The following is a 23,953-nucleotide window of genomic DNA, read 5'->3' as shown; positions in this document are numbered from 1 at the left end:
ACTCCTTTTATTTATTCACATTTTGTGTATCGCTACTGACCCACTCGCGCAATTTAAACTTCATTAACTTACCTGAAGCATTTCGCGGCAACTCGTCCTGGAAAACTGCTTTTCTGGGGATTTTGAATGCGGCGAGATGCTCTCTACAGTAGATATCCAACTCTTTTAGATCGATTGTTTCATTTGGTTTAGTAACAATGACTGCTGTTACTATTTCTCCCCATACGATATCAGGGGTACCGACAATCGCCACATCTGCGATTTGAGGGTGTCCCCCGAGAATATTTTCTACTTCTACGGAGTAGACATTTTCTCCACCCGTGATGATCATATCTTTACTTCGATCTAAAATGTATACATAACCATCGTCGTCCTTCACACCGAGATCACCTGTGTATAACCATCCGTTACGTAGAGTTTCCGCTGTTTCCTGAGGTTTTTTGTAATATTCTTTCATGATAGTAAATCCTTTTAGAATAAGCTCTCCTACTTCACCGGACTTAGCTTCACTACCATCGGGCAATACCATTTTGGATTCTGTCATCCACAAAGCATCTTTTCCAGCAGATCCTTTCTTTGTGAAATGTTCTGCCGGTGTCAAATAGATACCTGAAGGTCCTCCTTCTGTCAAACCACAAAGACTGTAAAAATTAGGCGATTTGAAGAAATCCATGCACGCATTAACCAAGGAGGCTGACATTGGCGCTGCACCGTAGGTAAATCTTTTGATTGAAGATACATCATAACGATCTTTATCGGGATAACTTAAGAGTGCTGAAAATATGGTCGGCACTGCAAAAAAGTTTGTAATCTGATGCTTCTCGATATCTTTAAAAACAACTTCAGGGTTAAAATCACAATGGATCACATGCGTACCTCCTAATGATAGGCCGCTTATTAGACAAATTACCAGTTGTGCTGCATGAAATAATGGCGCAATATGAATATATTTTTCTTCAGAATTGTATCCAAGCGTTCCGGTAATTGCCAACATGACATTAAGTGCACGTTGATGATCAAATAACGCACCTTTTGGATTTCCTGTCGTACCGGATGTATACAAGATATGAATATCATCTGAACTCTCTATTTTAGTTAAAGGATTAGCAGTATTTTTTGACAAGACATTTTGTAGTGATAGAGTTTCTTCTGTTTTGGGATTCTCTGTTACAATTATTTGCCGAATCGCAGAAACATTTTTTCCCGCCTTCACTACCACATCTTCAAATTCTGTATCACAGATGACCATCATACAATCGGACTGATCCATAATATACGTTATTTCCCTTTCAACTAAACGGAAATTCATAGGAACCAATATGAAGCCCATTTTTATACAAGCATAGTAAGAAATAACGAAATGATCGGAATTCTTCATCATCAATGCAATTTTCTCACCTTTTTTCACACCCAGATTTGCTAAACCATGAGCAAGTTTATTTATCTCATTATTTAACTCTGCATACGTATATGAACGATTTTCATAATATAAAGCCATTTTGTCTGGTCTTTTCGATGCGTTCTGCTCAAATAATTGTGATAAATTCATAGTGAATTCCTCCCCTAAAGCGATTTTTCTATTTATACTATCAAAATCCTTTTACTGATTTTTAGCGTGGAGACATCCTTATACCACCATCCAAACGGATTACTTCACCATTTATATATTCATTTTCTATCATGAAAAGTACCAAGGAAGCATATTCATCAGGTTTGCCTAAACGCTTTGGAAATTCGACAGACTGCTCCAGCTTGTCAATGACTTTCTGATCAAGCGTTTCTGCTAAAGGCGTGCGGAATAGTCCTGGCGCAATTGTATTGATTCGAATACCATGACCTGATAGATCACGGGCCACAGGTAGTGTCATTCCTGCAATTCCCGCTTTACTCGCTCCATAAGCTGCTTGCCCCATTTGACCATCAAATGCAGCGACCGAAGCAGTATTCACAATAACCCCTTTTTCTCCCGAATCAGTTAACTGGTCATTCTTTACCATTTCCTGTGCAGCCAAACGTAATACATTGAATGTGCCAGTTAAGTTAATATCCACTACTTTTTTAAAATTCTCCAATGGAGCAGGACCTGAGCGTCCTAATGTTTTTTGCGGTGTCCCAACACCTGCACAATTCACGCAGATATGTATGGCTCCGAAATGGTTCACCGCTTTTTCGATTCCTGCCTGTACAGACGACTCATCAGTTACATCGACGGTTGCATAGAATGAATTCTTTCCTAATTCATCACAAACTTTCTGAGCATTTTCTTCATTGACATCAAAAATCATCACTTTCGCACCACGTGCAACCAAATTTCTTGCGGTGCTATGCCCCAGTCCTGAAGCTCCCCCAGTTATGATGGCTACTTTATTATTAATATCCATTACGTTCACTCCTCTATAGATTAATATCCTTTAAATACCGGTTTGCGTTTTTCGCTAAAAGCAGCCAATCCTTCCGCCATATCATACGTTCTTGTATGCGCTTTCAAAGATAGCAATTCTTGTTTTAGTGCAATATCAATCGGTTGCTCCAATCCATCGGCAACGAGCTGTTTCATCTTTTTAAGAACTAGAGGACTCTTTTCGGAAATTTTGTCAGCAATTTCTTGAACGACTCTTTCTAATTCTTCTGCAGGTACAACTTCTTGCACTAATCCATACTCTTTCATTTGTTGAGCACTTATAAAATCTCCCGTATACAATAAATACTTTGCACGATTCACACCGATCTTTCTCGGTAGTTTTACTGCACCCCCAGCCCCCGGCAGTACACCAAAGTTTGCATGAGCATCTCCTATTTTGGCTTTTTCAGAAGCTATAATAAAATCTGCAGTCATCGCAATCTCCAACCCCCCAGCGAGAGTCAAACCATTTAAAGCGGCAATCAGTGGTTTACTCAACTTTTCCAATCTGCCGTAAAGTGTATCCACTAGATCCAGTAGTGCAGGTTCTTTTGAATGTTTCATTTCTAAATCATTTACTAGCTCTTTTAAATTGGCTCCTGCACAAAAAGCTTTTCCTTTTCCGGATAGAACGACTACTCGTACGTCCTCATCCCGTTCTGCCTGATCCACTGCGTTTGCCACATCATACAATAACTCTTTGCCGATAGAATTCATTTCATCGGGACGATTTAGATAAATCCAGACTGTTTGATTTCTTTTTTCATAGATTACTGATTCACTGTCCATTTTGCATCCTCCCTTTAATTGAAAACATCCGTCTTCTTCCAATCTTCAATTTGCTCTAAAGTAAAACCTGAACCCAATAAAATTTCTTTGGTATGCGCTCCCGCATCTACTCCTGCATGGAAGTAAACAGGATCGGCGGATGAAAACTTGATTGGAGAAGCTATTTGTGGCTGTGAAGCACCATTCAATAGCGGTACGTCAACGATCATCTTTCTTGCTTTGAGTTGGGGATGATTGCAAGCTTCAGCAAAGGTAAGTACTGGTTCTACACATGCGTCAAGATTCTGATTGAAGATTTGTAGCCATTCATCGAAATCTTTTTCAAGGAAACTATCCTTTAGCATCTTTTTAAATGCTATCTGGTCTTCTTCTTCCTCGCTGAACGCTTTGTGAATCCATTCCTCTTTATCCAGTGCCTCGCATATCGATTTCCTGAATTGTGGCTCTATACTCCCTACTGAAAAGAAACGATGATCTTTGGTTTCATAAAAGTCATAGAAGGATCCGCCATTCAACATATGCTTTTCCGCTTCAGGCTCTCTGTTTCCAGCAAGGTATCCCGAACCATGGAATGCATTGAGCGCAAACGTTGTATCTGTCATACTAATATCGATTGCTTGCCCCTTGCCACATCGTTCTCGGGAATATGATGCTGCCAATATACCAATAACCGCATGCATGGAACCACCTGCAATATCGGCTATTTGGATTCCCGCCGGTGCCGGTAATTCATCTTTGCGTCTAGAATAATCCATCACACCCGCCACTGATAGATAATTATTATCATGACCCGCTCTCATTTTATAAGGTCCTGTCTGGCCATATCCTGTGATCGAACAATATATCAACTTAGGATTGATTTGACTGAGCGATTCATAATCCAGTCCGAGTCTCTTCATGACACCTGGCCTAAATTGTTCAATCACGATATCATACTCTTTGATTAATTCTTTAACAATCTCCACCGCCCCCGGTGATTTTAAGTTTAACGCCAACGACTTTTTCGATCGATTAAGATGTCCATGTGCAGCTGATTTTCCAAGTGAATCCATAGGCTTCATTTCTCTTACCAAGTCTTTTCGTGAAGGTGATTCTACACGAATCACCTTCGCCCCCATATCCGCAAGCATCATGGTTGCATAGGGACCGGGTAAAAGTGTTGAGAAATCAAGTATCTTCAATCCTTGTAATATTCCCATTCTGTCTTGTCACTCCTTTTACTTGCCGAAAATACTTTTACCGATAATCTCTTTCATGATCTCAGATGTTCCACCGTAAATCCTTTGAACCCGAGCATCAACAAAGGCTCTTGCTACAGGGTATTCTTGCATATATCCATAGCCTCCGAACATTTGCAAACAGCCGTCGGCGATTCTTCCTTGTGCTTCTGTACATGACAACTTCGCCATACTAGCAGTTTCTGTATCCAACTTGTCTTGTTCAATCAGTTCCAAGCATTCATTCACAAATGCTCGGTGTATACGCACTTCTGTTTTCATTTCGGCCATTCGGAAACGAGTATTCTGGAATTGACTGATCGGCTTACCAAATGCTTCACGCTCTTTTGCATATTTGATAGTTAGTTCCATAATTCCTTCCATAGCACCTTGCGCACCTATCGCCAGAATGAATCGCTCTTTTGGAAGTTCTTTCATCAAGATTTCAAAGCCACGGTGTAAATTCCCTAATACTTTTTCTTTCGGTACAAACACATCTTCCATAAAGTGTTCCGAAGTATCACTTGCATGTAGACCTATTTTTTCAAGGTTTTTACCTTTCACAAACCCAACAGTTGGCAAGTCTACAATAAATAGTGTAGTACCACGCGAACCTGCCACACTTAAGTCTGTTCTGGCCGCTACAATAACAAAATCACAATGTTGGCCATTACTGATAAATGTTTTGGATCCATTCAATTTATACATATTTTTTGATTCATCAAAAACAGCTGATGTTTTGATTCCTTGAAGATCACTTCCTGCATTGGGCTCAGTCATGGCGATTGCACCGATCAACTCGCCTGTTGCCATTTTAGGTAAATAATGATTTTTCTGTTCTTCTGTTCCTGAAGCCAAAATATAGTGGGCTACAATATTCGAATGGACAGAGATGTTCCCTGCTATTGCTGGATATTGTAAGTAGCTTAGCTCTTCCACTACGGTTGATGAATAGATGAACGGTGCACCCGTACCTCCATATTTTTCAGGTATATCAATATTCAGTAATCCCTCATCGCCTAACCGATTCCAGAGTTTACGCGGTATGTTTCCATCTTTCTCCCATCCCAAATACTCGGGTTCCAATTCTTTTTTCGCAAATCCTTGAATTGATTTGCGAAACAAATTCAACTCATCTTCTATTTTCGTATCTACTCGCATCTAATTCATCTCCCTAAAAATTAATAGTTATTCAAAAAGTCTATTTACACTTTTATTATTTGCAAGAACCATGCCACTTCTTAAAATGCCGTTATATCAAGTGGTGTAAAGGGACTGAAATAAAAAGTGTATACTTTTCTGTAAACTTGACTGTTCACTATATGACAGAGTTTACACAATGTTGTAAACTAAGTTCACATATAGTATGATTATTTTGATTAATTAGACGTATTAGTAGAGGTGATCAAATGCTAGTTCAAGATGTCATGATAAGAGACTTCCCTGTTTGTACGGCTGATCAATCTATACAAACTGTACTCATTCTTTTTTCAGAAATCGATTCCCACATTATCCCTGTAGTGGATGAGTCTTCTAAACTAACTACTATAATTACTAAAAATAAATTGATACAAGCATTGAGTGATGGAGCCAATACAAAAGAAGCCATATCTAGTTTTCTAACAAAAAACCCCGTATATCTAAAACCAGAGATGTTGCTTACTACTGCTAAAACATTGTTGCTTAATAATAATATTGGTCATGCACCTATTGTGGATGAATTCTCAAAACCTATAGGTCTCCTTTCTACTGCGCAGATCTTATGGGCATACGACTTGAGCTATGAACGGATTCAAAGTCAACTTTCATTGATTTTTGAGAATATGAGTTTTGGACTTTTCTCTGTGGATAAAAACTTAATTATTACAACAGCTAATCCGATTGCCGAGAACCTTTTGCATATGACGGCTAGTGAAAATTTGTCAATAAAAGAACTACAAGGACTAGAAGAAATAAACGACTTGTTGGTGGGAGTTCTAGAACAAAGTAAACCTGTCATGAAAAAGAAAATACAGATTCACGACCGTATTTTAATTGTTCAGTGTTACCCCTTATACGAGAAGGGAAAATTAGTAGGCTCGATGGTTATAACGGACGACTGGACCAATTTCGAAAAAATGGCAAATGAATTACGATTTTCGAAAGAATGGGAAGAAAAGTTGCACAGCGCGATAGAGATGGCTTATGATGGATTGATTTTAGTCGATTATGATGGAGTCATTACAATGATCAATAAAGGCTTCAGCGACTTATTTTCTGTCAATGAGAATGACATTCTAGGAAAGCCAGCTTCAGAGTGGTTTCCAGAACTAGGTTTCTCCGAAGTATTATCCACCGGTGTAAAGATAACAAATTCTGCTAAAATAATTCATGATACACAATGTCTAATTACAATTCGACCTATTAAAAACAATGAACAAATTATTGGAGGGATATGCAAAGTAACGTATCGAGGCTTAAAGCAGTTACAAGAAGCTTTAAAAAAGGTATCAACACTGGAACAGCAACTGAGTCACTACCAAAAAGAGCTCGGTGATTTAAAAGGAACGAAATATTCATTCGCCGATATCGTTGGGGAATCCCGTATTATCCAACAAGCGAAAAACACAGCTGCTTCAGCTGCCAGCAGTACTTCGACAGTACTATTACTTGGAGAAAGTGGGACCGGAAAAGAATTATTTGCACACGGTATCCATGCATCCTCTTCACAAATGGGCAGGTTCATTCAGGTGAATTGCTCGGCTATACCACACGAATTAATGGAATCTGAGTTCTTTGGTTACGAAGACGGAGCATTCACAGGGGCCAAAAAAGGTGGGAAAAAAGGAAAACTTGAAATGGCACAAAACGGCACACTCTTCCTAGATGAAATTGGGGATATGCCCCTTGCTCTTCAATCAAAACTCTTGCGTGTCTTGCAAGAAAAAGAGTTCGAACCTATTGGTGGGCATCGTGTTGTCAATTTGCAAACCAAGATTATTGCAGCTACGAATAAAAACTTGGAAGATCTAGTTAGTGAAGGGAAGTTTCGAGAGGATTTATTTTATCGTCTGAATGTTATTAGAATTGATATTCCTCCCCTGAGAAAGCGGCTGGATGATTTGCCGGATATCGTACATTCAATAATCAATAGACTGAAAAAATCTGAATTTGATTTGCAGGGAATTACACATTCCGCTTTGACGAAACTCATCAGCTATCAATGGCCCGGCAACATAAGAGAGTTGCATAATATTATCGAACGCGCCGCAAATTTAACGGAAGATGGTTATATTGATATCCACCATATACCAGAAAGCCTTGGATCACCTACTTCTAATCGCGCTGAAAGATCGCAAAGTGCACACTCATACTCTCAAGATAATGTTGCCGTATATAAGCACTGTGAAAAAGAGAGAATCGAATCCGCTCTGGTCATTGCCAACGGAAATAAAGCAAGAGCGAGCCGAGATCTTGGAATTAGTCGGACATGGCTCTATAAAAAGATTCGAGAGTACGGCATTGAGTGAGCACTCTGCCTTTTTGAAATGGTAAGTTACGCGCAATCAATAATGCGACCAGAGCTGTCTTGATTATTCTTTTCGCTTTATTTCTCTCCTTTTATTCTTAGATAACCTAATTATAATCAGGTTGCCGTCTGTTTTTTGCAATGTAGATAAGGAGAGAGTGAAAAAAATTTCAAAACTTTTACATTACCTTTTATAGATAGTGTCTTTTTCGATAGTTTTCTACTAAAGCAAATTCTGCTTTCTATCTTCTCTAAATATCCTTACCAGCAATCCATCGCTATTTTCATGCAGACAACGTATAATAAGAAAAGCAGAAGAAGAATTCAATCTTCCTTTAGTTAAAAAAAGAGGTGCAATTACTTGAAACAATTTGAAACAGCATTACCCGAGCAGTATGAAACATTAAAAAAACAGGCCAATTATACGTCTAGCTGGCGAGATCGTTTGGAAGCAGTCAACATATTATCGGATTATCAACATGACAAAATCATAGATTTATTAAAAAATCGTATGCAGCATGATACTGTCCACCAGGTGCAAGTAGCTGCCTATGAAGCACTTACCGCATTTGGTGAGGTTGTAGAAAAGCCATCTCCTGCTCGCTTTGATATTATCAAAAACACAGACAAGATCTTCCTTCGCGTCAAAAAGAGCTTGCCGAAAGACCATACGGTGGCAGACTTTGCGGATAAACTACAACGGATGCGTGTAGATGTCTTTGATGCATATGAAGGCGACAAAGGTGTAGAATTTATAAATTGGTTAGAGGAACGTTGGGCAAAGCTGTAATACGTAGTTTTGTGATGTATAAAGGAATGTCATTCTCTCCGTTTTTGGAGTGGATGGCTTTTTCTTATGTTACAGCGTGATTCGCCGAAACTGCTAAGATTCTATGATGTTCGTCTTTTAAATGGAGTTGGAGTTTTGAAATTGATTCATTTATTTGATAAAAGTATCTCATTTATTGTCCCGTAGCCGTCTTCTATTTCTCTTTGTTGCCAAATCTGCCAGTCTAACCGGTATGGGTAATCGACTTTCACTATTTAGTAATTCCTTAGTAATAGTAGTTGCTGTTGGTAAGTCTATATAGTTCCCACATGAAACAAATATAGGTTTTACATCTTGATGTGTCCGTAAAACCCTGCCGTATATCTCCCTATTTATGACTATCTCTACATACGAGCCTGTCCTATTTTCAGGCATTTCAAATTCGACATTAGCTATTTTCAAGTAACTTTTGGCGATGCCGATAGTTGGTTTATTTAAAAAGAAAGAAGCATGAGTTGCGATTCCCATATGCCTCGGATGCAAATAACCATTGCCATCGAACATAAATAGATCCGGCGCGTGTTGAAGCTTTCGGGCCGCTTCAATAACTAGGGGGAGTTCCCGAAATGCCAAATATCCTGGTATATAAGGGACTACGACAATTCCAGTGCTATTGGTTTCTTCAATAACCGCCTTTGTAGCATAGTCCATGACGATTATGCTACAAACACCCCATTCAATCCCTTCATCCTCCCAGTAAGCTACATCGACGCCCGCAATGAACTTGATATCAGTAGCAGTCAATCTATTTACCATACTTATCTTTTCTTTTAAACAGGTTTGAATGGCATTCCATTTCTTTTTGTCGGTTGATAGCGGATGGATATCCTGTATGTTTATGTTCATTCCTCCTAGACGACTTAATTATCTAATTCTATCGAGAAATCGGTCAGCTTACTTTTATCCATAATATGTTCGTTGCTATTTATATATATACTTCTACTATGTAAGAGATTTTTCATTTTTTAAGATCCATTCTCGTTCTTCCCGTTACAACTCTATCCATTTTCAAAAAAGAAAAGCACCGCGGCATGCGATACTTTTCTCTACTTCACTATTTATGGATAACGTACGATAAATCGTAACTTCTTCAACCCTTTTTTCGATTTCTTCACCGCAGTATGAACGTGCGCAAATAACGTTTCTACTTCCGCCCGTTCTTCATGGGTCACGCCGTGTGGACTGTACATAGCCTTTTGATAGATTTTCAATCCATCCTCGAAGTCTTGTCGAAGTCGCGGATCGATTTTGCCAACTGCTTCAGGTACTGTTTCAAATGAAGGCAGCTTCGCGACAACTTGTTCTTTTTCAAGCATCTGCACCATGAGCTGAACATGATGTACAACGGCTACTCGATGATCTTTCACTTGAAGTTTTTGTTGACGTTTTCTTTTTCTTAAGAAGTACAGCAATAACAGGATGAATATAACGAACGCAATGACGATATTCAACCAGAACCATATAGTAGTGTTCGAATTCACTTGCTTCGTGTCTTCTGGCTTATCTTGATCTTGTTGCACTTCTGTCGTGTCATTCGGTTCAGGTTCAGCCGTACTTCCGCTGTTTGCATTCGGTAAATCAGCACCTGCTGCTGGATAGTCTTGTTTATTGATGTCCGGCATTTTCTCAGCATACCCCGGTGTCACTTCAATCGGTACCCAGCCGACCATGTCGACGTAGATTTCTGTCCACGCATGGGCATTTTTCTCGCTGACGTTGATTTCACTGAATGACTGTAAATCTTTCACGTCATCCAGTCCGACGATATAGCCTTCCGCATAACGCGCAGGCGTTCCAAGCATTCTGAATGCCAATGTTGCGACTGTCGCATAATGAACGGAATAGCCTTCTTTCGACTCTTCCAAAATACTTGTCAGGAAATCCTGGTCTTTTATCGGTTTGGCTTGTTCGTTATAACGCATCGACTGTGCGAGGAAACGGTCCACTTCCTGAATCGTTTGTTCGTACGGTAAACGCGTTTCTGAATCGACTACACCTTCGTCCATATGGTTGCGCAGCACATTCAAACTATCTTGAGGCACCGCGAGATATTCGTTATAGACGTATTGGTTATAATAACTTTCACGACGTAAATAGTCGGTGTCTTTTGTTTTGTACAACGCATTCGCGATTTGCGGATAATCGGTGTACGGTGTCAGCATATAGTGCATTTCCACTGTACGTCTGCCGAATATCCCTGTCGCATGTAGCGCGTCGGCTTGTTTGGAACGGACAAGCTGATCATCCAACTCCGCTAATTCATACGGTGCGTAAATATAGCGACTGGATGCAGCGACGTTTTGAATGACGAGTTTCGCTTCTTCGTACTCTTCCGGCAAACTACTTTTCGCTGCCAAACTCAATTGTTTCGCTCCGGTGAAATCTTCTTTCTCTAGCGCTTCAAGCAGAGACTTCTCTTCCCTATACGCTTCCCCACCGATTTCCTTCCAACCACTCGGCGTGTAAGTTGAACCGACGAATCCTTTCAAATACAGTGGACTCGGATTTTCCATCGCGACTTTTAACGCGGTATAATCGCCCGGTGTAAACGTGGAAAGCCGATCGAAGTTGCCAGCTGTCAGCACAGGTTCTTCACCTTTAAAATAGCGTAACTTCTCATCTTGATACCGTACAGCATCTTCCATTTTCAGACTGCCCGTAAATTCTTCATTACCATTTTCATTGATCGCCGTATACGTGATCATCAGTATGACCAATGAAATAGGCACGATCGCAATCCGTTTCCACCAGTGTACAGTTAATTGATTCATATACAGCAATGCCAGAATCAGTGCCGCGAAAAATAGAATATCGAGAATCAATGCGGGTGATGTGCCAAGTAGTAATTGCATCGACCAAATCACGATAGCGAGCGCAACAGGAATCCAACGTTTTTGATTCGCAATGGCGTAATAAATGGCACTGCCAATTAGCAAAGTGATTTGACCGAGGATCATGCCGTTTAGCCACGAAGTCGTTTCATTGACGGACAATAGATCCATATAGATATGTTTGTGTTCTGAGAGTGTGATGAACAACGCGTTGATCGTTCGTTTCACGTCGTCTATGTACGTTGACAAGAAAATCAAACTAACGATCACGCTTGCAATCAAGACGATGTCGCCGCCACGCTGTTTCCACAGTATCCGTGCAACCATCCATAGCAAGACGAGAATGAACGCGGGCACGCTACTCACCTCAGGAAACAGCATCGCACGGATTACGAGGAACGCCGCTAGGAGGACACTATACGCAACTACTCCATCCAGCCATTTCATGCGACTGATCCCTCCTTCTGATCCGAGATCACGATCGTCTGATATTCGGTACTACGCGCACTATTGGTCGTCAATACGATACAGTTTGGATAGGTTCGTCTGAGCTTTTTCCACTGTTCATCTGACATCGAAACGTGCGTGACACTTCTCGTCAACACTTCTTTTATAGCGTTCGCTGCATCCTGTTCATTGTCGATCGTCAACTGCTCACCTGTCGAATGATCCACTAGAAGGTGGACTTCGTGATCGCCTGCAACATAGGAATAAAGCAGAGCGGAAAACGTCTCGATGAATTCATCATATAATGCCACACGATTGGTGAAGGATGTAAAATCGATCGTCATCATGACGGCATCTCCTGTCAGCGTTTCATGCTGTTTGACGAATAGCTCATCCACTTTACTTGATAATTTCCAGTGAATTTGTTTGACCGAGTCGCCCGGTTTATATACCGACAACTCCGCCAGCTCTTCGCCAGCGATCTTCTTCATCGGGATGATGCCCGGCGTTTGTAGCACATGTTGATTTTGCTCGATGCGTTGAAGTTTCAGGAAATACGGATTCGGCATGATCAACATCGCGGATTGCGTATCCATTTTCTGCATCGAACGGAAGAATGTGAAACTGTCTTTGATTGTCAGTTGGTTGATTCGTATAGTCACTTGCCCCATATATTTCTGCGGCAGCACGAATGAAAACTCTTCCGTACTTTTCGCTGGGATGGACAAGTTGTGCTGGTGACTTTCTTGTCTACCAGTAAATATATGCTCGATGACGAGATGTATTTGTAGTTGTGTAACAGGTAAGCGACTTGTATTTTGTACGCGCAGTTGATAGCTCATTTGTTCATTTTTATAAATTTCATTCGCCGTGATGATCTCGCACTGGATTTTTCCTTTGACGAGATAGACGCTTAACACGAGCCACAGCCATAAAAGAAACGAACCAGCTGCGAATAATAGAGCGAAATGCGTCGTCGTGAAGATGAAAAACGCAAGCGTAAACAGTAGCCACACGACGCTAATGAGTAATGTCCATATCATACGATCAGCCCTTAAAATGTCGCAAGCATTGCTTGGTCGGGAGTGGCAACACTTTGCAGTAATTTTTCGAGTAGCGTATCCTGCTCCTGTTCAGTACCTGGCACGCTCGACATGACGATGCGGTGTCGGCTCGTCGGCAACCACACAGCGTGGACATCTTCCGGAATGACGTAATCGCGTTGTTGTAAGAAGGCATGCGCTTTCGCCATCTGACATAGAGCAAGTGCGCCACGTGGACTGATTCCTTGATGAATCGACGGGTGATTTCTCGTTTTCTCGGTGAGTGCCGTGACGTAGCGCAAGATTTCATCGTGAATGAACAGGTTCTGTACTTGGTGTTGCAGCGCAAGCAATTCATTTTTCGTAATGATTTGAGTGAGTGATGACAATGGTTCTGCCTGCTGACGATTTCTCAGCATGTCTACTTGGTCTTCAAAATCGGGATATCCTACGCTCAACTTGGTCATGAAACGGTCAATTTGCGCGCTCGGTAGTGGTTGTGTACCGATTGTACCGTACGGATTTTGCGTCGCGATGACGTGAAACGGTGCTGGCAGCGGATAGGTTGCGCCGTCCACTGTCACTTGTTTCTCTTGCATAGCTTCAAGGAGCGCTGCTTGCGTTCTCGAAGACGTCCGGTTAATTTCATCGCCGAGCAATAAGTTGCACATAACCGCGCCTTCTTTAAAGACAAATTCGTTTTTCTCTTTGTCGAACATCGTGAATCCGATGACGTCAGACGCGACGACATCCGGTGTGAACTGGATGCGGTTCGAATCGAGACCGACGACTCGGCTGAATGCTTTCGCGAGTGTCGTTTTCCCGACTCCTGGTAAATCTTCTAGCAATACATGTCCTCCGGCTAGGAACGTCATCCACACTTTTTGGATGACGTCGTCTTTACCGTTAATCACCTTTTTCATTTCATTCAGTACGTGTGTTGATGGATTGCTCATTGTTTAGTTCCTCCTGTTGTGTAAGTTCACCGCGTCCACGATGTCTTCCGCTGTGATGGCATATGGGAATAATCCGCGTGCGATTTTGCTGGCGGCGGTTGTGTAGAAGCGATTGGATGTGAAAAAGGTTTTTGGATTATTGATCGCGATAAGTGATTTATCGAACAGCATGCCGACCCGTGTAGATACTTCTGCTGCAAATTCAATATCATGTGTCACAATAATCGTCGTGATGTTCTGTTTTTGAAGCGTTCGGATCAACTCCGTCACCTCTCGTTTGGACATGACATCCATGCCTTTCGTCGGCTCGTCGAGCAATAAAACATCTGGTTTATGCAATAATAATTTCGCAAGCGCCGTCTTCTGCTGCTCTCCACCACTTAAATCGAATGGATTTCGCTTTGCTAAATGTTCGATACGTAGCTGCTGCATCATACCGGACACAGCGGATTCTCTCTGTTCTTTCGGCAATTTCTGCACAGGAACCGCGTGAATCAGCTCTTCTTTCACCGTTGAATGCATGAATAAAGCTTGCGGGTTTTGCGGCAATAAGACGATATTGCCTTTCCACTTATCCGGCACGACGTTATCCAACCACACCTTTCCGGCATATGGCTTATGCAATCCAGCGAGCAATTTCAATAATGTAGACTTGCCGACTCCATTGCCACCGACAATCGTAAAAATTTCACCGCGATGTACGGTGAATGTCATATCGGCGAGTAGATCATCACTCTTGCGATTGTATCGAAAATACACATCTTTCACTGTAATGAGCGGTGGATGCTTTTTTTTCACGGGACCCATTGGCAAAATTGCCGGTGGATATTGCCGAATGAAATCCATCCCTTCGCGCACCGTAATCGGCGTCTCATCACGGAATCCGAGCTTATAATAGACACGCATCGCTGTTGTGAGTGCGTCGAGCATCGGATGTTCTAGCAACAAGTTGCCGATTGCTTTAGGCGTCGTGTCATATAGAAGTGAGCCGTTTTCCATGAACAACACTCGATCGCACACCGGTAATAATTCTTCTAGCCGATGCTCCACGATTAAAATCGTCATGCCGAGTTCGCGATTGATTTTCTCAAGCAGTGTCAAGAACTCTGAAGCCGCAATGGGATCAAGTTGGGAAGTCGGTTCGTCAAGCAATAAAATATCCGGCTCCATCGCAAGCACTGCCGCTAGATTGACGAGTTGTTTCTGCCCGCCTGATAAATCACTAATACTGTTATGCAACCAGTTTTGGATACCAAAGAAACTGGCGACTTCAGCGATTTTCTGCTGCATGTCTTCCGTCGATACACTCATATTCTCGAGACCGAATGCCAACTCTTGCCACACTTTCTCCATGACCATTTGTTCATCTGGATTTTGCATCATGTAGCCAATAGCAGTCGCTGTAGTCGACACAGGCAGTTCATCGATTTTTTCACCGTTAAAATACACCGTGCCGCTTAGTTTACCGTTCGGTCGCATTTCCCGCTTCACCATTTTCAATAACGTAGACTTTCCTGAACCGGTAGGACCGAAAAGCGTTACGAATTCTCCTTGTTTAATCGAAAAGCTAATGTCTTGCAACACATGGTGTTCTTCATAATGGAAGTTTAGATTTTCGACTGTAAGTATCGCCATTTGACACTCTCCTTCGCTTCATAGATAAACGGTAATAGCATCAGCAAACCGATAACCACATAATGTCCTGCGCCTAGCGTCTGTTCACTGATCTTCGGGTAATACTGCGTTTGGTGTTGCGTAAAGTATCCGATGTAGTACAGAAGAAACAGAACGAGTCCAGCCGTCAATATTCCGTCTCGTTTCGTGAACCGCATCATCTTATACTGCGTTCTTTCTTTCGTGATTCCATATCCTCGTGCCTTCATGACATCTGGCTTCACAAAGACAAACTCCGCTGTCTGAACGAGCGTCTGCCGCCACAATGCGAACGCGCGGCGAAGTTTCTCCACTCTGCTTCCTACTTTGTAATAGCCGATCCCGCGTTGTGCCATTTGCTTTTCACGCCATGTTATTTTGAATAACGGAATGAATCGCCACAACATGGAAACGAGGATGCCGAGGTTTGCGGACACGTTCGTCAGTACGGCGAGTACTTTATTCGTTGTGAAAATCTCGAAATAACTCTTTGTCCAGAAACTGGTTGCGACTACGGCTCCCGCAACGACGAGTCCTTTCGTCACGGCTTCAAGCGTTACCGCATGGTCATTAAGGAAAAACAACGGAGTGAAACCGTTATGGACATAAGATGGATAAGCTGCGGCAATTAGTAGGAAGACGAAAAAATAATAGATCAGATCTTTACTGGCAGACCGTACACCGTGCAGCATGAAGAAATACAGAATGCCTCCGGTCATGGCCAGTGCCACGATGATGGGATGAAACGAGCTGAACATCGTGACCAAAACAACTGTTACGTAGACAAGTAGCAATATAGGGTGAAAGTTTGAGAATGCGCTCATCTAGTTTCCTACTTTCTTTTATTTTCGTATGTAGCCATCTAGATCTCTACCTACATCACATGTGTAATGGAACTCCACTTCATCACCGTCTTGCAGTTCGTATTGACTGACGCCACGGCTCGGAAATTCGCCGTTCACTTTATACATCCAGCCACTTAACGGACCACAATTAAACTCATATAAATAGTTAATGCCTTGGACGTAAATACTGTTGTATATATTGTAGTCCGCTCCTTGGTACTCCATCGGGATGCGATGATGGCGTGTCGCGCGATCGAGTAGTTCAAATGCGGTATCGCCACTGCGCAGCACATACTCCGTTTTCTCAAGGATTTCGCCGTCTGGTTCTACATATTTCTCGAGACCCGGTTTCAACTTGTCCATGGAATCCAGGACGGTGTCACTTCGTATCTCAAGTGTCACCGTCTCCGAGTCATCCGTAATTTCGTCGATATGGGTCAAGTAATACTCTTCCACCGATTGAATCTTCGTTCCCGTGACCAGCCACCCAACGATAAAGAGGATGAATGCTACGGCTAATAGATCTTTCTTCATTATATCCCTCTAATCTCTCTGACGCCTTCTTTTTTTGATTCTCAGTAGCACTACGATGAGTAAACCTACTGCAACGATTCCGAGCGCCCATGAAATGCGCTGTGCTCGAACGGCATTGTCAATTTGCGTTTTTGATTTCTTGAGATCTTCATAGTTCAAGACTTTTCCTTGATCATAGAGAGACAGTGCGTTGAATCGCTTGAGAATCGCATCGACGTTGTCTTGATCTTTGCTTGTTAATTCATTGAATGGATACAGTTGATCGAGTACATCTTCATTGATACGTTGGATTTCGGCTTCTATTTTCTCCATCTCTTCTTTGTATTCATATAGTTGGGCCAATTGTTTTTCAAAGTCGCCTTTATTATCTGCTTGTTCGAACTGGTCGATCATTGAAACGACGTCAATATACGGCTCTGTCGTCAGAGGTGTAGAAATCGCATCGATTCTCTTTACATCTTGTTCGGTAATACTTCGTGGCGCGGTTTGCTCTTGATAGATCGGTGCAATCGTGCCGGCGCCCTTCGTGTACACTTCATAAGCCTCGCTAAATGCAGGAAGATCGAGTGGGATGGACTGCTTTTTTGCAGCTTCCGCGAGCGTATGGAAGTTGTAGACATAGGACCGTTCCTCTATCGGGAAGTTTTCATATGTATCGAGCAATTGCTGAAGCCGTTTGGCGTCGGTCTGTTCATGGATAGCCTGAATGTCTTCCATCAGCTTCGTCATTTGTCGCTTCATCTCTTGCGGATTTTCAGGGCGGAAATCATACATGGAACGATAACCGTTTTCGAGTCGGTAGAGCGATACCAATGCATAGAGTACTTGTTCAGAAGCCATCGAGTTCGATTCATCCGGTAAAGAAGATGGATTATCTGCGTTATACGTTTTTGCATGGACAAATCCGCCATCTTCCATTTGGTAGTCCATGATGAAATCGAGCAATGAATGATCGCCTTTCTTGAAGCGTTCGTCTTCATTCGGATGGATACCGAGTGATGTTAGCGCAACGAGTACTTGTGCCGCACTTTCGACATTTTCGTCATGTAGCGTGCCATAGCCTCCAGTGGACGTTTGCATATCAGACAACTTTGCGAGTGCTTCGTCAACGATAGTATGAATCGTTTTTGTGACATCCTCACCTGTATCTTTTTGTGTATAGCTGAATTCTTCCGTGCTTTGATAATATGGCGAGAGTGCTTGGATCGCCATGGCGGTCATATCGGTCTCTGCTTCGTCTTGGTAAAACGAAAATCCGCCATCTTCAAGTTGCAGGGAGAGAATTTCTTCGATGATCTCGACTCTTGTCATATCCGCATCATCGGGCACTTTATAGCGCATACTGTCGAGCGTGATCAGCCCCCAGATCCAGCCGTTGATCCCTTGTGCGCCTAAAGAAGTTTGCAATCCACGATTATATGTTCCGTCTGCGATCAAGTTGATATTCCCAATAGCTGTCGGGTCACCGCCCGCTGCCAAGATCGCCAATGAAATCCGGTGCCATTCTGTCGCTTTCATATCGCTAAGCTGATCTTTCGTTTTATAGCGTTCGATGACATGATTCTTGATGACCGCGAGATACGCATGGTAATCGTCAGGATATCCAATGCGGCCGAGGCCCACCGGATACCAGTCACCATTTGTATTACCCGCATGCGCAAGAAACGGTTTGCTTAGTAAGGGGGCAGACTCTGCGATCTTTTCATCTTGCTTTTTCCACGCAATAATTTGTTCAATTGTGTGGAGCAACGAATCTTCTTTTTCAGGTGTCGCGAGCGCAACGGACGGCCATAATACCGCCGTCATCATCACGATCGTCACTAGCCATGCATAGACATTTCTCATTCCGTCACTTCTCTTTCCTTACCATTCTTTATCCCAATTCGCATCACTTGTACCTGAACTGTCATGCCCACCAATATCTTTACCATAATGAAGGGTATAGCGAACTCTCACTACATCTCCATCGAGGAAATAAGCATCCGAAAATCCATAGTTCGGGTAATCGCCATTGACGCTGTACATCCAGCCAGAGCCGTTCGCGAAATCAAATTCACTTAAACTATCTGGTGAATAGGCATCCCGATTTGAAGTGGTAGACACTTTCTCGACTACTTCCCATAGATCATCGGGAATCGCTACATTGTTCAACATGCCCGGCTTACTGACGTCTCGCAAATAGAAACTGCTGTCGAGGTTTCCAGTTTTTCCATATGTGAAACCATTATTGCGCAGTAGCTGATCCAGAATATAGGAACCTCTTTGGCCTTGGTGTATATCCATCTTCGTCGGCTTGATGAGATAGGGGATTCCTAATACGGAAGCTTCTAGACTGATCGTTACTTGACCGATGACACCATCTTCTGCAGGTGCTACTGACGTGACCGTGAATGTTTCTGCCACTGTGCGCCCTTCATCGTCCCATACTTTGATCGTGACGGTATTTTGTCCCGTTCGCAATGTAAGTTTATAACTGGTTTTCACGCTGTCATCCCATGTGAACGGAATATTTTCCCCATTGACTTGCACTTGGACGTTTTTCCCTCGAATGCGTTCACCTGATGCAGTTACCGGCCAGACATTGATCGTCTTAATGTCCCCTTTGACTTTGCTACCTGATTTTAGATCGGTCACGAGTTTCGGTGCATCGGGATCTACTTGCGGGTTCTCGTTCTCATTCGGATCGTTATAAGTGATTGTATACTGCCGTTCCAATTGTTCCCCTTTATATTGTCCAACGAGTTTGATAATGTTCGTTCCATTGACAAGCTGTACATGATAATTCGTACTATCCGATGATTTTACCAGTTGATCATTTACGGTAATGCGGAGTGGTACATCTACTTCATTCGCTGTAGCTTTCGCATAGAATGAAAAATCTGCGCCATTTGCTTGTTGGTCTTTTAAGTCTGTTTTCAATGAAATAGCGATTTTTTCTTTCTCATAGATCATGGTATAGGTCTGGTCCGCTTTTTTCCCATGTCGTTGCGCGGTGAGCTTGAGGGTATTTTTCCCTTCAGCTAGTGTGGCTTTATACGCGCTACCAGCCAGTGGCTTTAGTTCTTTGTTATTGACGAAGACCGTTAGTTTGGCATCTAGTTCACCTTGCGTGGCTGTTGCTGTGAATGTAAGAGATTCTTCATTCACGGTTTGATCTTTTAATTGCGTCGTAATGACGATATCGTGAGCATTCAGCATCACGCGATACGACTGACTAACGCGCAGTAGTTTGTTATTCGTTTGTTTATAGATTACTTGAAATTGAATATCGTTCGTGCCTTCCGTTAGCATGATGACACCTTGGTAGTCATCCAGTTTCTTGCCATTTAGCTTGACGTTCATTTCCTGGGGAATGAGTGTATCGTCCAGATGATTTACGTTGACGTTATATAATGGGCTGGTAACGGTTTCATTATTGGTGATGTTCGTCGTAAAGTAGCGATTTTGCTGATCCGCAATATCGACGATTTCGATGTCTGGCTTGGCATTTGGTTTTGGTTTACCTAGTGCCGGGGCTGTATTACCGTCAGCAGGTGCGGTGTTTTTGTCGTTTGAATTCGGTTTCGCATTGGGTGTAGTAGTTCCCGGCTTCTCCATCGGCTTATTTTGCGGTTCCGGCTCAGGTTTTTGTTGATCGTGCGGCTGTTCTTGCAGTTCCTTTTGCGGCTTGTCCAGATTTGTCGGTTGTTGCGGATTTGCTTGATCGGCATCATTTTCTATCGTTTGATTCGGTTCCGTATCAGAAGACCCACTTCCCCCGCTAGCTAACTTTAGCGTAGAAGCCACCACTTTTTCATTGAAATCAAATGGAGTCGTTTCTTCAGTAGAAGTCGCCGCATATGTAATTGTGCTAAATAGCAGTAAGACGATGAGGCTATAATAGATATAGTTTTTGTATTTCATGAAGGCATTCTTCGTTTTTTTCATCCAACTCGTCCTTTCTTTACTTATAAAGGGATGTTGTGCACAGCGTTTTGAATTCAAAAAGTCCCCACCTCCTGAATGAGATGGGGACCATGTATGTTCAATAATTAAACTGCACAAATTGAATGATACACAAATCACCCTTTACCGGAAGGTGTCATGCTTACATACTTTGGCAAGTCTCCTGACTTAGGGGCAATTTTCCCCATTACAGTGGCCGGACCGCTCAGGATTTTCACCTGATTCCTATTTACTCTTTGTTTACGGGACAAAGAACCAAAATACTCTATGTAACTGTTACTAAGCATATAGTTTTCGCGAGGTAAAATCAATAGACGGTGTAAGTTCATCGTGCTATTTTGTCTACACTGCAATCGCATCCTAACTTTACAGTGGTTGGAACTCGTTGATCTACGCTACGGTCGGACAAATGTCCTGTGGGCGGTCGGTGCACCCCACTTGGCTTCACTCGCAAAAGCCGTTCTTCGTTATGGCTCTCCATGTGCCTATAACACAAGATGGATTTTCATATTGCAGATTCTTACTCATCCACAGCTAACCCTACATCTGGTAGTAAATACATTTCTATATAACGCGCGTCTAGACCCGTACATTCGGAAGTTCGTCAGCAATACAGTATGTTCTTGTATTACATTGTATTCTCACCATATTTGTTCAACCCAAGCATCATGATTTACACCACCCCAACGGGTAGGCTTTCGTCAGCCAAACTGTTACGGTAAATTCTCACACCTATTAGCCGAGCTTGTAACACGCTTTTCCTTACTAATCAGCGTGCTACTCGACGCAGGGGAAGCCTTTCGGAGCGTTACCTCCTCGTTCGACTTCTCGATATAACCCTTCAGTTTTAGGAAACCTAAAACCGCCTAACCTTTACCGAAATTGTGTGACCACATTTCATTTGAGTTAGGAACATTTCGCACCAACAATCGCGCCCGTTAAAAGAGTAGGTTAAAAACCTGGTTTATGTGATTGTAAAAGACTTAAGAATTCTTTCCTTGTATAAACAAATACTTTTGGTTTGGGAGTATTTGCTGTCGCTACTTCATCTTCTAACTGTATATAATTCGTATTTATCTTTCTAATAACAAACATATTGCCTTCATACTCACCTTGGCGAAAGTTATCTAATGCAACAAAATCATATATAAGTTTAAATGTTTCGATGTCCATTATTTCGTCTTCGATAAACTTGCCAAAGATATTTGATAAAGTAAAATCATCATTACTCATCGCTTCATCACCTCGTATTTTCAACAAAATGGCCCGATTCTCTAACAAGTTTTAGATTTCTGATATTCCAAATCTACTAGAGGTTTCCCTTCAGGATCAACCATCACAGTCAGTCCCAAACCGTACCCCATAGCGTGCGACATATAAAGGACACCTGTCTCGTTATCTCGAATAATTTGAAAGCGTTCAATCTTTCCTTGCTTCTCGATGACTTCAAAGCGTTTGTAATTCATTATTTCATACTCCTTATTTAATAATCTGGCCCGATTGAGGTACTAGACACATGTTAATAGAAATACTCCGAAGGCCTAATTTTATCAATTAACGGAATTATATTTTATGAAATCGCAGATATTCTTCAAGCCTAAAAACTTCTAAGAATACAGATTCACCAAGTGACTTTATTAACTGACATACCTTCCTAAAGAACACGCAAGACGATTTTCGTATAGTCTTTAAAATCGTTAATATGCTTTTCTAAAATTGCTTCCAAAATTTCTAAATCTATTGATTGATAATCATGTACAGCAATATTTTTAAAACCTACCATATTCATTAGTGTGCTAGCTAATGATTCATCAATAATAGTAGCTTCTTGCAACATCTTAAATGCATCACGACTTGCTTTGGGTATGCCTAACTTCTTTTCACTAACGATATGAATTGCCAGATCGATACTAGCTTCACATGCACGCTGAATATTTAAAATAATGCTATCTTGCTTAGTAAAATCTTTTAGATTATCTACATTCTGATCATATACTTCATGAACTCGATTCACACAACGTTCGATGGTTGTCACTTTATTTAAAATCACATCATTCATCGCCGAACACACTCCCTCTTTCCCGAATGCTTTGTAATACATCTGCTCGTTGCTGGTTAAGGTTAATGTACATACTAAAAGCCTTCATTCGCTGTTTTATAAACTCATTTTCATCATGGCAAGAAAGTAACTTACCAGTTGAAAAAATTTGCATAGCAAATACTGTATCTACCTCTCGAATATTGACTAAATCGACTTCCTTTTTAGCAACTCGTGCTAGTTCACCCGCTAATATAAAACGTTCATATGATGAAAGTAAATCAACTGCATAATAACCCAAATCAATATCACTGTCTTCTCTAGCAGTGCCTTTTCCATGAGATCCAAATAATAAAATAAATGACGGATTTACTCGTTCATTTAGCAAGTCTACAAGTTCTTTTTTTATTTCTTCAGATAGCATGACTCTCACCACTTTCGTCTGTTTTATCTATTATAAAAGGAGTAACCAAAAATGGCTACTCCTCCCTCAATCTCACTCGTTTCTTACATAACGATTTGCCATTAACGCCACCGATAACGGGATAGTGGTTACAACCCGTTGATCTGCGCTGCAGCCGGATGCGTGTCCTATGGGCGGGCGGTGAACCACACTCCTCGCTTCACTCGCAAAAGACGTTCTTCGTTACGACTTTCGCTGATCCTCCCGGAGCCGGCTGTAGCGAAGATCAACTAGCTGACTACAGAGAAACTCTGCGACAATCGCGCCCGATTCTTGCACAATCTTGGTCCCTTTAAGCCATCTTTTGAATAAAAATTGATCTTACTTAATGGCTTTTTGAATCGACTGGAGTTTCTTTAATTCTCAAAACAACAACCGATATCAAAGACAATAGATTCAGACAGAGTAATATCCAGTTATATAAGTTAGTCGAACCCTCTAGAAGATAGGTTCC

General features: G+C 41.9%; 20 protein-coding genes and 1 riboswitch. Of the genes, 2 read left to right on the top strand and 18 right to left on the bottom strand.

What is annotated here, in order from left to right; all coding sequences use genetic code 11:
- Positions 1-7 precede the first annotated feature (7 nt).
- The 5 genes from CSV70_RS13645 to CSV70_RS13625 all read right to left on the bottom strand — a co-directional run bounded on the left by CSV70_RS13645 (position 8) and on the right by CSV70_RS13625 (position 5,568).
- Positions 8-1,549: a long-chain-fatty-acid--CoA ligase gene (locus CSV70_RS13645; RefSeq protein ID WP_099629234.1), complete on the bottom strand. Its 1,542-nt coding sequence runs from the start codon at positions 1,547-1,549 to the stop codon at positions 8-10.
- A gap of 61 nt (positions 1,550-1,610) precedes the next feature.
- Positions 1,611-2,381, bottom strand: a complete 771-nt coding sequence (locus CSV70_RS13640; protein ID WP_099629233.1) for a 3-hydroxyacyl-CoA dehydrogenase — start codon at positions 2,379-2,381, stop codon at positions 1,611-1,613.
- Positions 2,382-2,401: 20 nt separating this feature from the next.
- The gene (locus CSV70_RS13635; RefSeq protein WP_099629232.1) at positions 2,402-3,190 is read right to left on the bottom strand and encodes an enoyl-CoA hydratase/isomerase family protein; all 789 of its coding nucleotides are present in this window, start codon (positions 3,188-3,190) and stop codon (positions 2,402-2,404) included.
- Positions 3,191-3,204: 14 nt separating this feature from the next.
- Positions 3,205-4,389: a CaiB/BaiF CoA transferase family protein gene (locus tag CSV70_RS13630; RefSeq protein WP_099629231.1), complete on the bottom strand. Its 1,185-nt coding sequence runs from the start codon at positions 4,387-4,389 to the stop codon at positions 3,205-3,207.
- 18 nt (positions 4,390-4,407) lie between these two features.
- The gene (locus CSV70_RS13625) at positions 4,408-5,568 is read right to left on the bottom strand and encodes an acyl-CoA dehydrogenase family protein (protein ID WP_099629230.1); all 1,161 of its coding nucleotides are present in this window, start codon (positions 5,566-5,568) and stop codon (positions 4,408-4,410) included.
- A gap of 248 nt (positions 5,569-5,816) precedes the next feature.
- Between CSV70_RS13625 and CSV70_RS13620 the strand changes: the two genes are divergently transcribed.
- The gene (locus CSV70_RS13620) at positions 5,817-7,916 is read left to right on the top strand and encodes a sigma-54-dependent Fis family transcriptional regulator (RefSeq protein ID WP_099629229.1); all 2,100 of its coding nucleotides are present in this window, start codon (positions 5,817-5,819) and stop codon (positions 7,914-7,916) included.
- 360 nt (positions 7,917-8,276) lie between these two features.
- Positions 8,277-8,705 (top strand): HEAT repeat domain-containing protein, encoded by a 429-nt coding sequence (locus tag CSV70_RS13615; RefSeq protein WP_099629228.1) that lies wholly within the window; start codon positions 8,277-8,279, stop codon positions 8,703-8,705.
- 168 nt (positions 8,706-8,873) lie between these two features.
- On the opposite strand, the gene CSV70_RS13610 is transcribed toward CSV70_RS13615, so the two are convergent.
- The 13 genes from CSV70_RS13610 to mntA all read right to left on the bottom strand — a co-directional run bounded on the left by CSV70_RS13610 (position 8,874) and on the right by mntA (position 23,460).
- Positions 8,874-9,584, bottom strand: a complete 711-nt coding sequence (locus CSV70_RS13610; protein WP_369822362.1) for an endonuclease V — start codon at positions 9,582-9,584, stop codon at positions 8,874-8,876.
- Positions 9,585-9,802: 218 nt separating this feature from the next.
- On the bottom strand, positions 9,803-12,022 hold the full coding sequence (locus tag CSV70_RS13605) for a transglutaminase-like domain-containing protein (protein ID WP_099629226.1): 2,220 nt from the start codon (positions 12,020-12,022) through the stop codon (positions 9,803-9,805).
- Positions 12,019-13,065 (bottom strand): DUF58 domain-containing protein, encoded by a 1,047-nt coding sequence (locus tag CSV70_RS13600; protein ID WP_099629225.1) that lies wholly within the window; start codon positions 13,063-13,065, stop codon positions 12,019-12,021. The genes CSV70_RS13605 and CSV70_RS13600 overlap by 4 nt, the downstream gene beginning before the upstream one ends.
- A gap of 11 nt (positions 13,066-13,076) precedes the next feature.
- Complete coding sequence (locus CSV70_RS13595) at positions 13,077-14,021, bottom strand: AAA family ATPase (RefSeq protein ID WP_085130946.1); 945 nt, start codon at positions 14,019-14,021, stop codon at positions 13,077-13,079.
- 3 nt (positions 14,022-14,024) lie between these two features.
- Positions 14,025-15,656, bottom strand: coding sequence for an ABC transporter ATP-binding protein (locus tag CSV70_RS13590; protein WP_099629224.1), 1,632 nt, complete (start codon positions 15,654-15,656; stop codon positions 14,025-14,027).
- Positions 15,629-16,498 carry an energy-coupling factor transporter transmembrane component T gene (locus tag CSV70_RS13585; protein ID WP_085130948.1) on the bottom strand — a complete coding sequence of 290 codons (870 nt, stop codon included), beginning with the start codon at positions 16,496-16,498 and terminating at the stop codon, positions 15,629-15,631. Before CSV70_RS13585 ends, CSV70_RS13590 begins: the two co-directional genes overlap by 28 nt.
- Positions 16,499-16,516: 18 nt before the next feature.
- Positions 16,517-17,053, bottom strand: a complete 537-nt coding sequence (locus CSV70_RS13580) for a DUF4430 domain-containing protein (protein WP_099629223.1) — start codon at positions 17,051-17,053, stop codon at positions 16,517-16,519.
- Positions 17,054-17,062: 9 nt separating this feature from the next.
- Positions 17,063-18,898 (bottom strand): prenyltransferase/squalene oxidase repeat-containing protein, encoded by a 1,836-nt coding sequence (locus CSV70_RS13575; RefSeq protein ID WP_099629222.1) that lies wholly within the window; start codon positions 18,896-18,898, stop codon positions 17,063-17,065.
- A gap of 18 nt (positions 18,899-18,916) precedes the next feature.
- Positions 18,917-20,980 carry a DUF4430 domain-containing protein gene (locus CSV70_RS13570; protein WP_143560427.1) on the bottom strand — a complete coding sequence of 688 codons (2,064 nt, stop codon included), beginning with the start codon at positions 20,978-20,980 and terminating at the stop codon, positions 18,917-18,919.
- 154 nt (positions 20,981-21,134) lie between these two features.
- Positions 21,135-21,273: riboswitch (cobalamin riboswitch) on the bottom strand.
- 676 nt (positions 21,274-21,949) lie between these two features.
- Entirely contained in the window at positions 21,950-22,231 is a 282-nt protein-coding gene (locus tag CSV70_RS13565; protein WP_099629220.1) for a hypothetical protein, read from the bottom strand.
- A 41-nt stretch (positions 22,232-22,272) separates the two neighbouring features.
- Positions 22,273-22,464, bottom strand: coding sequence for a DUF6440 family protein (locus CSV70_RS13560; protein ID WP_099661134.1), 192 nt, complete (start codon positions 22,462-22,464; stop codon positions 22,273-22,275).
- A gap of 188 nt (positions 22,465-22,652) precedes the next feature.
- Positions 22,653-23,057 carry a type VII toxin-antitoxin system HepT family RNase toxin gene (gene hepT, locus CSV70_RS13555; protein WP_099629593.1) on the bottom strand — a complete coding sequence of 135 codons (405 nt, stop codon included), beginning with the start codon at positions 23,055-23,057 and terminating at the stop codon, positions 22,653-22,655.
- The gene (gene mntA, locus CSV70_RS13550; protein WP_099629592.1) at positions 23,050-23,460 is read right to left on the bottom strand and encodes a type VII toxin-antitoxin system MntA family adenylyltransferase antitoxin; all 411 of its coding nucleotides are present in this window, start codon (positions 23,458-23,460) and stop codon (positions 23,050-23,052) included. Before mntA ends, hepT begins: the two co-directional genes overlap by 8 nt.
- Positions 23,461-23,953: the final 493 nt, after the last annotated feature.

Origin of the sequence: Sporosarcina sp. P25 (assembly GCF_002743235.1) — a bacterium.
In the GTDB taxonomy this organism is placed as follows: Bacteria; Bacillota; Bacilli; order Bacillales_A; family Planococcaceae; genus Sporosarcina; species Sporosarcina ureae_B.
The sequence above is the reverse complement of the archived record's forward strand: the minus strand, read 5'-3'. Positions and strand labels throughout refer to the sequence as shown.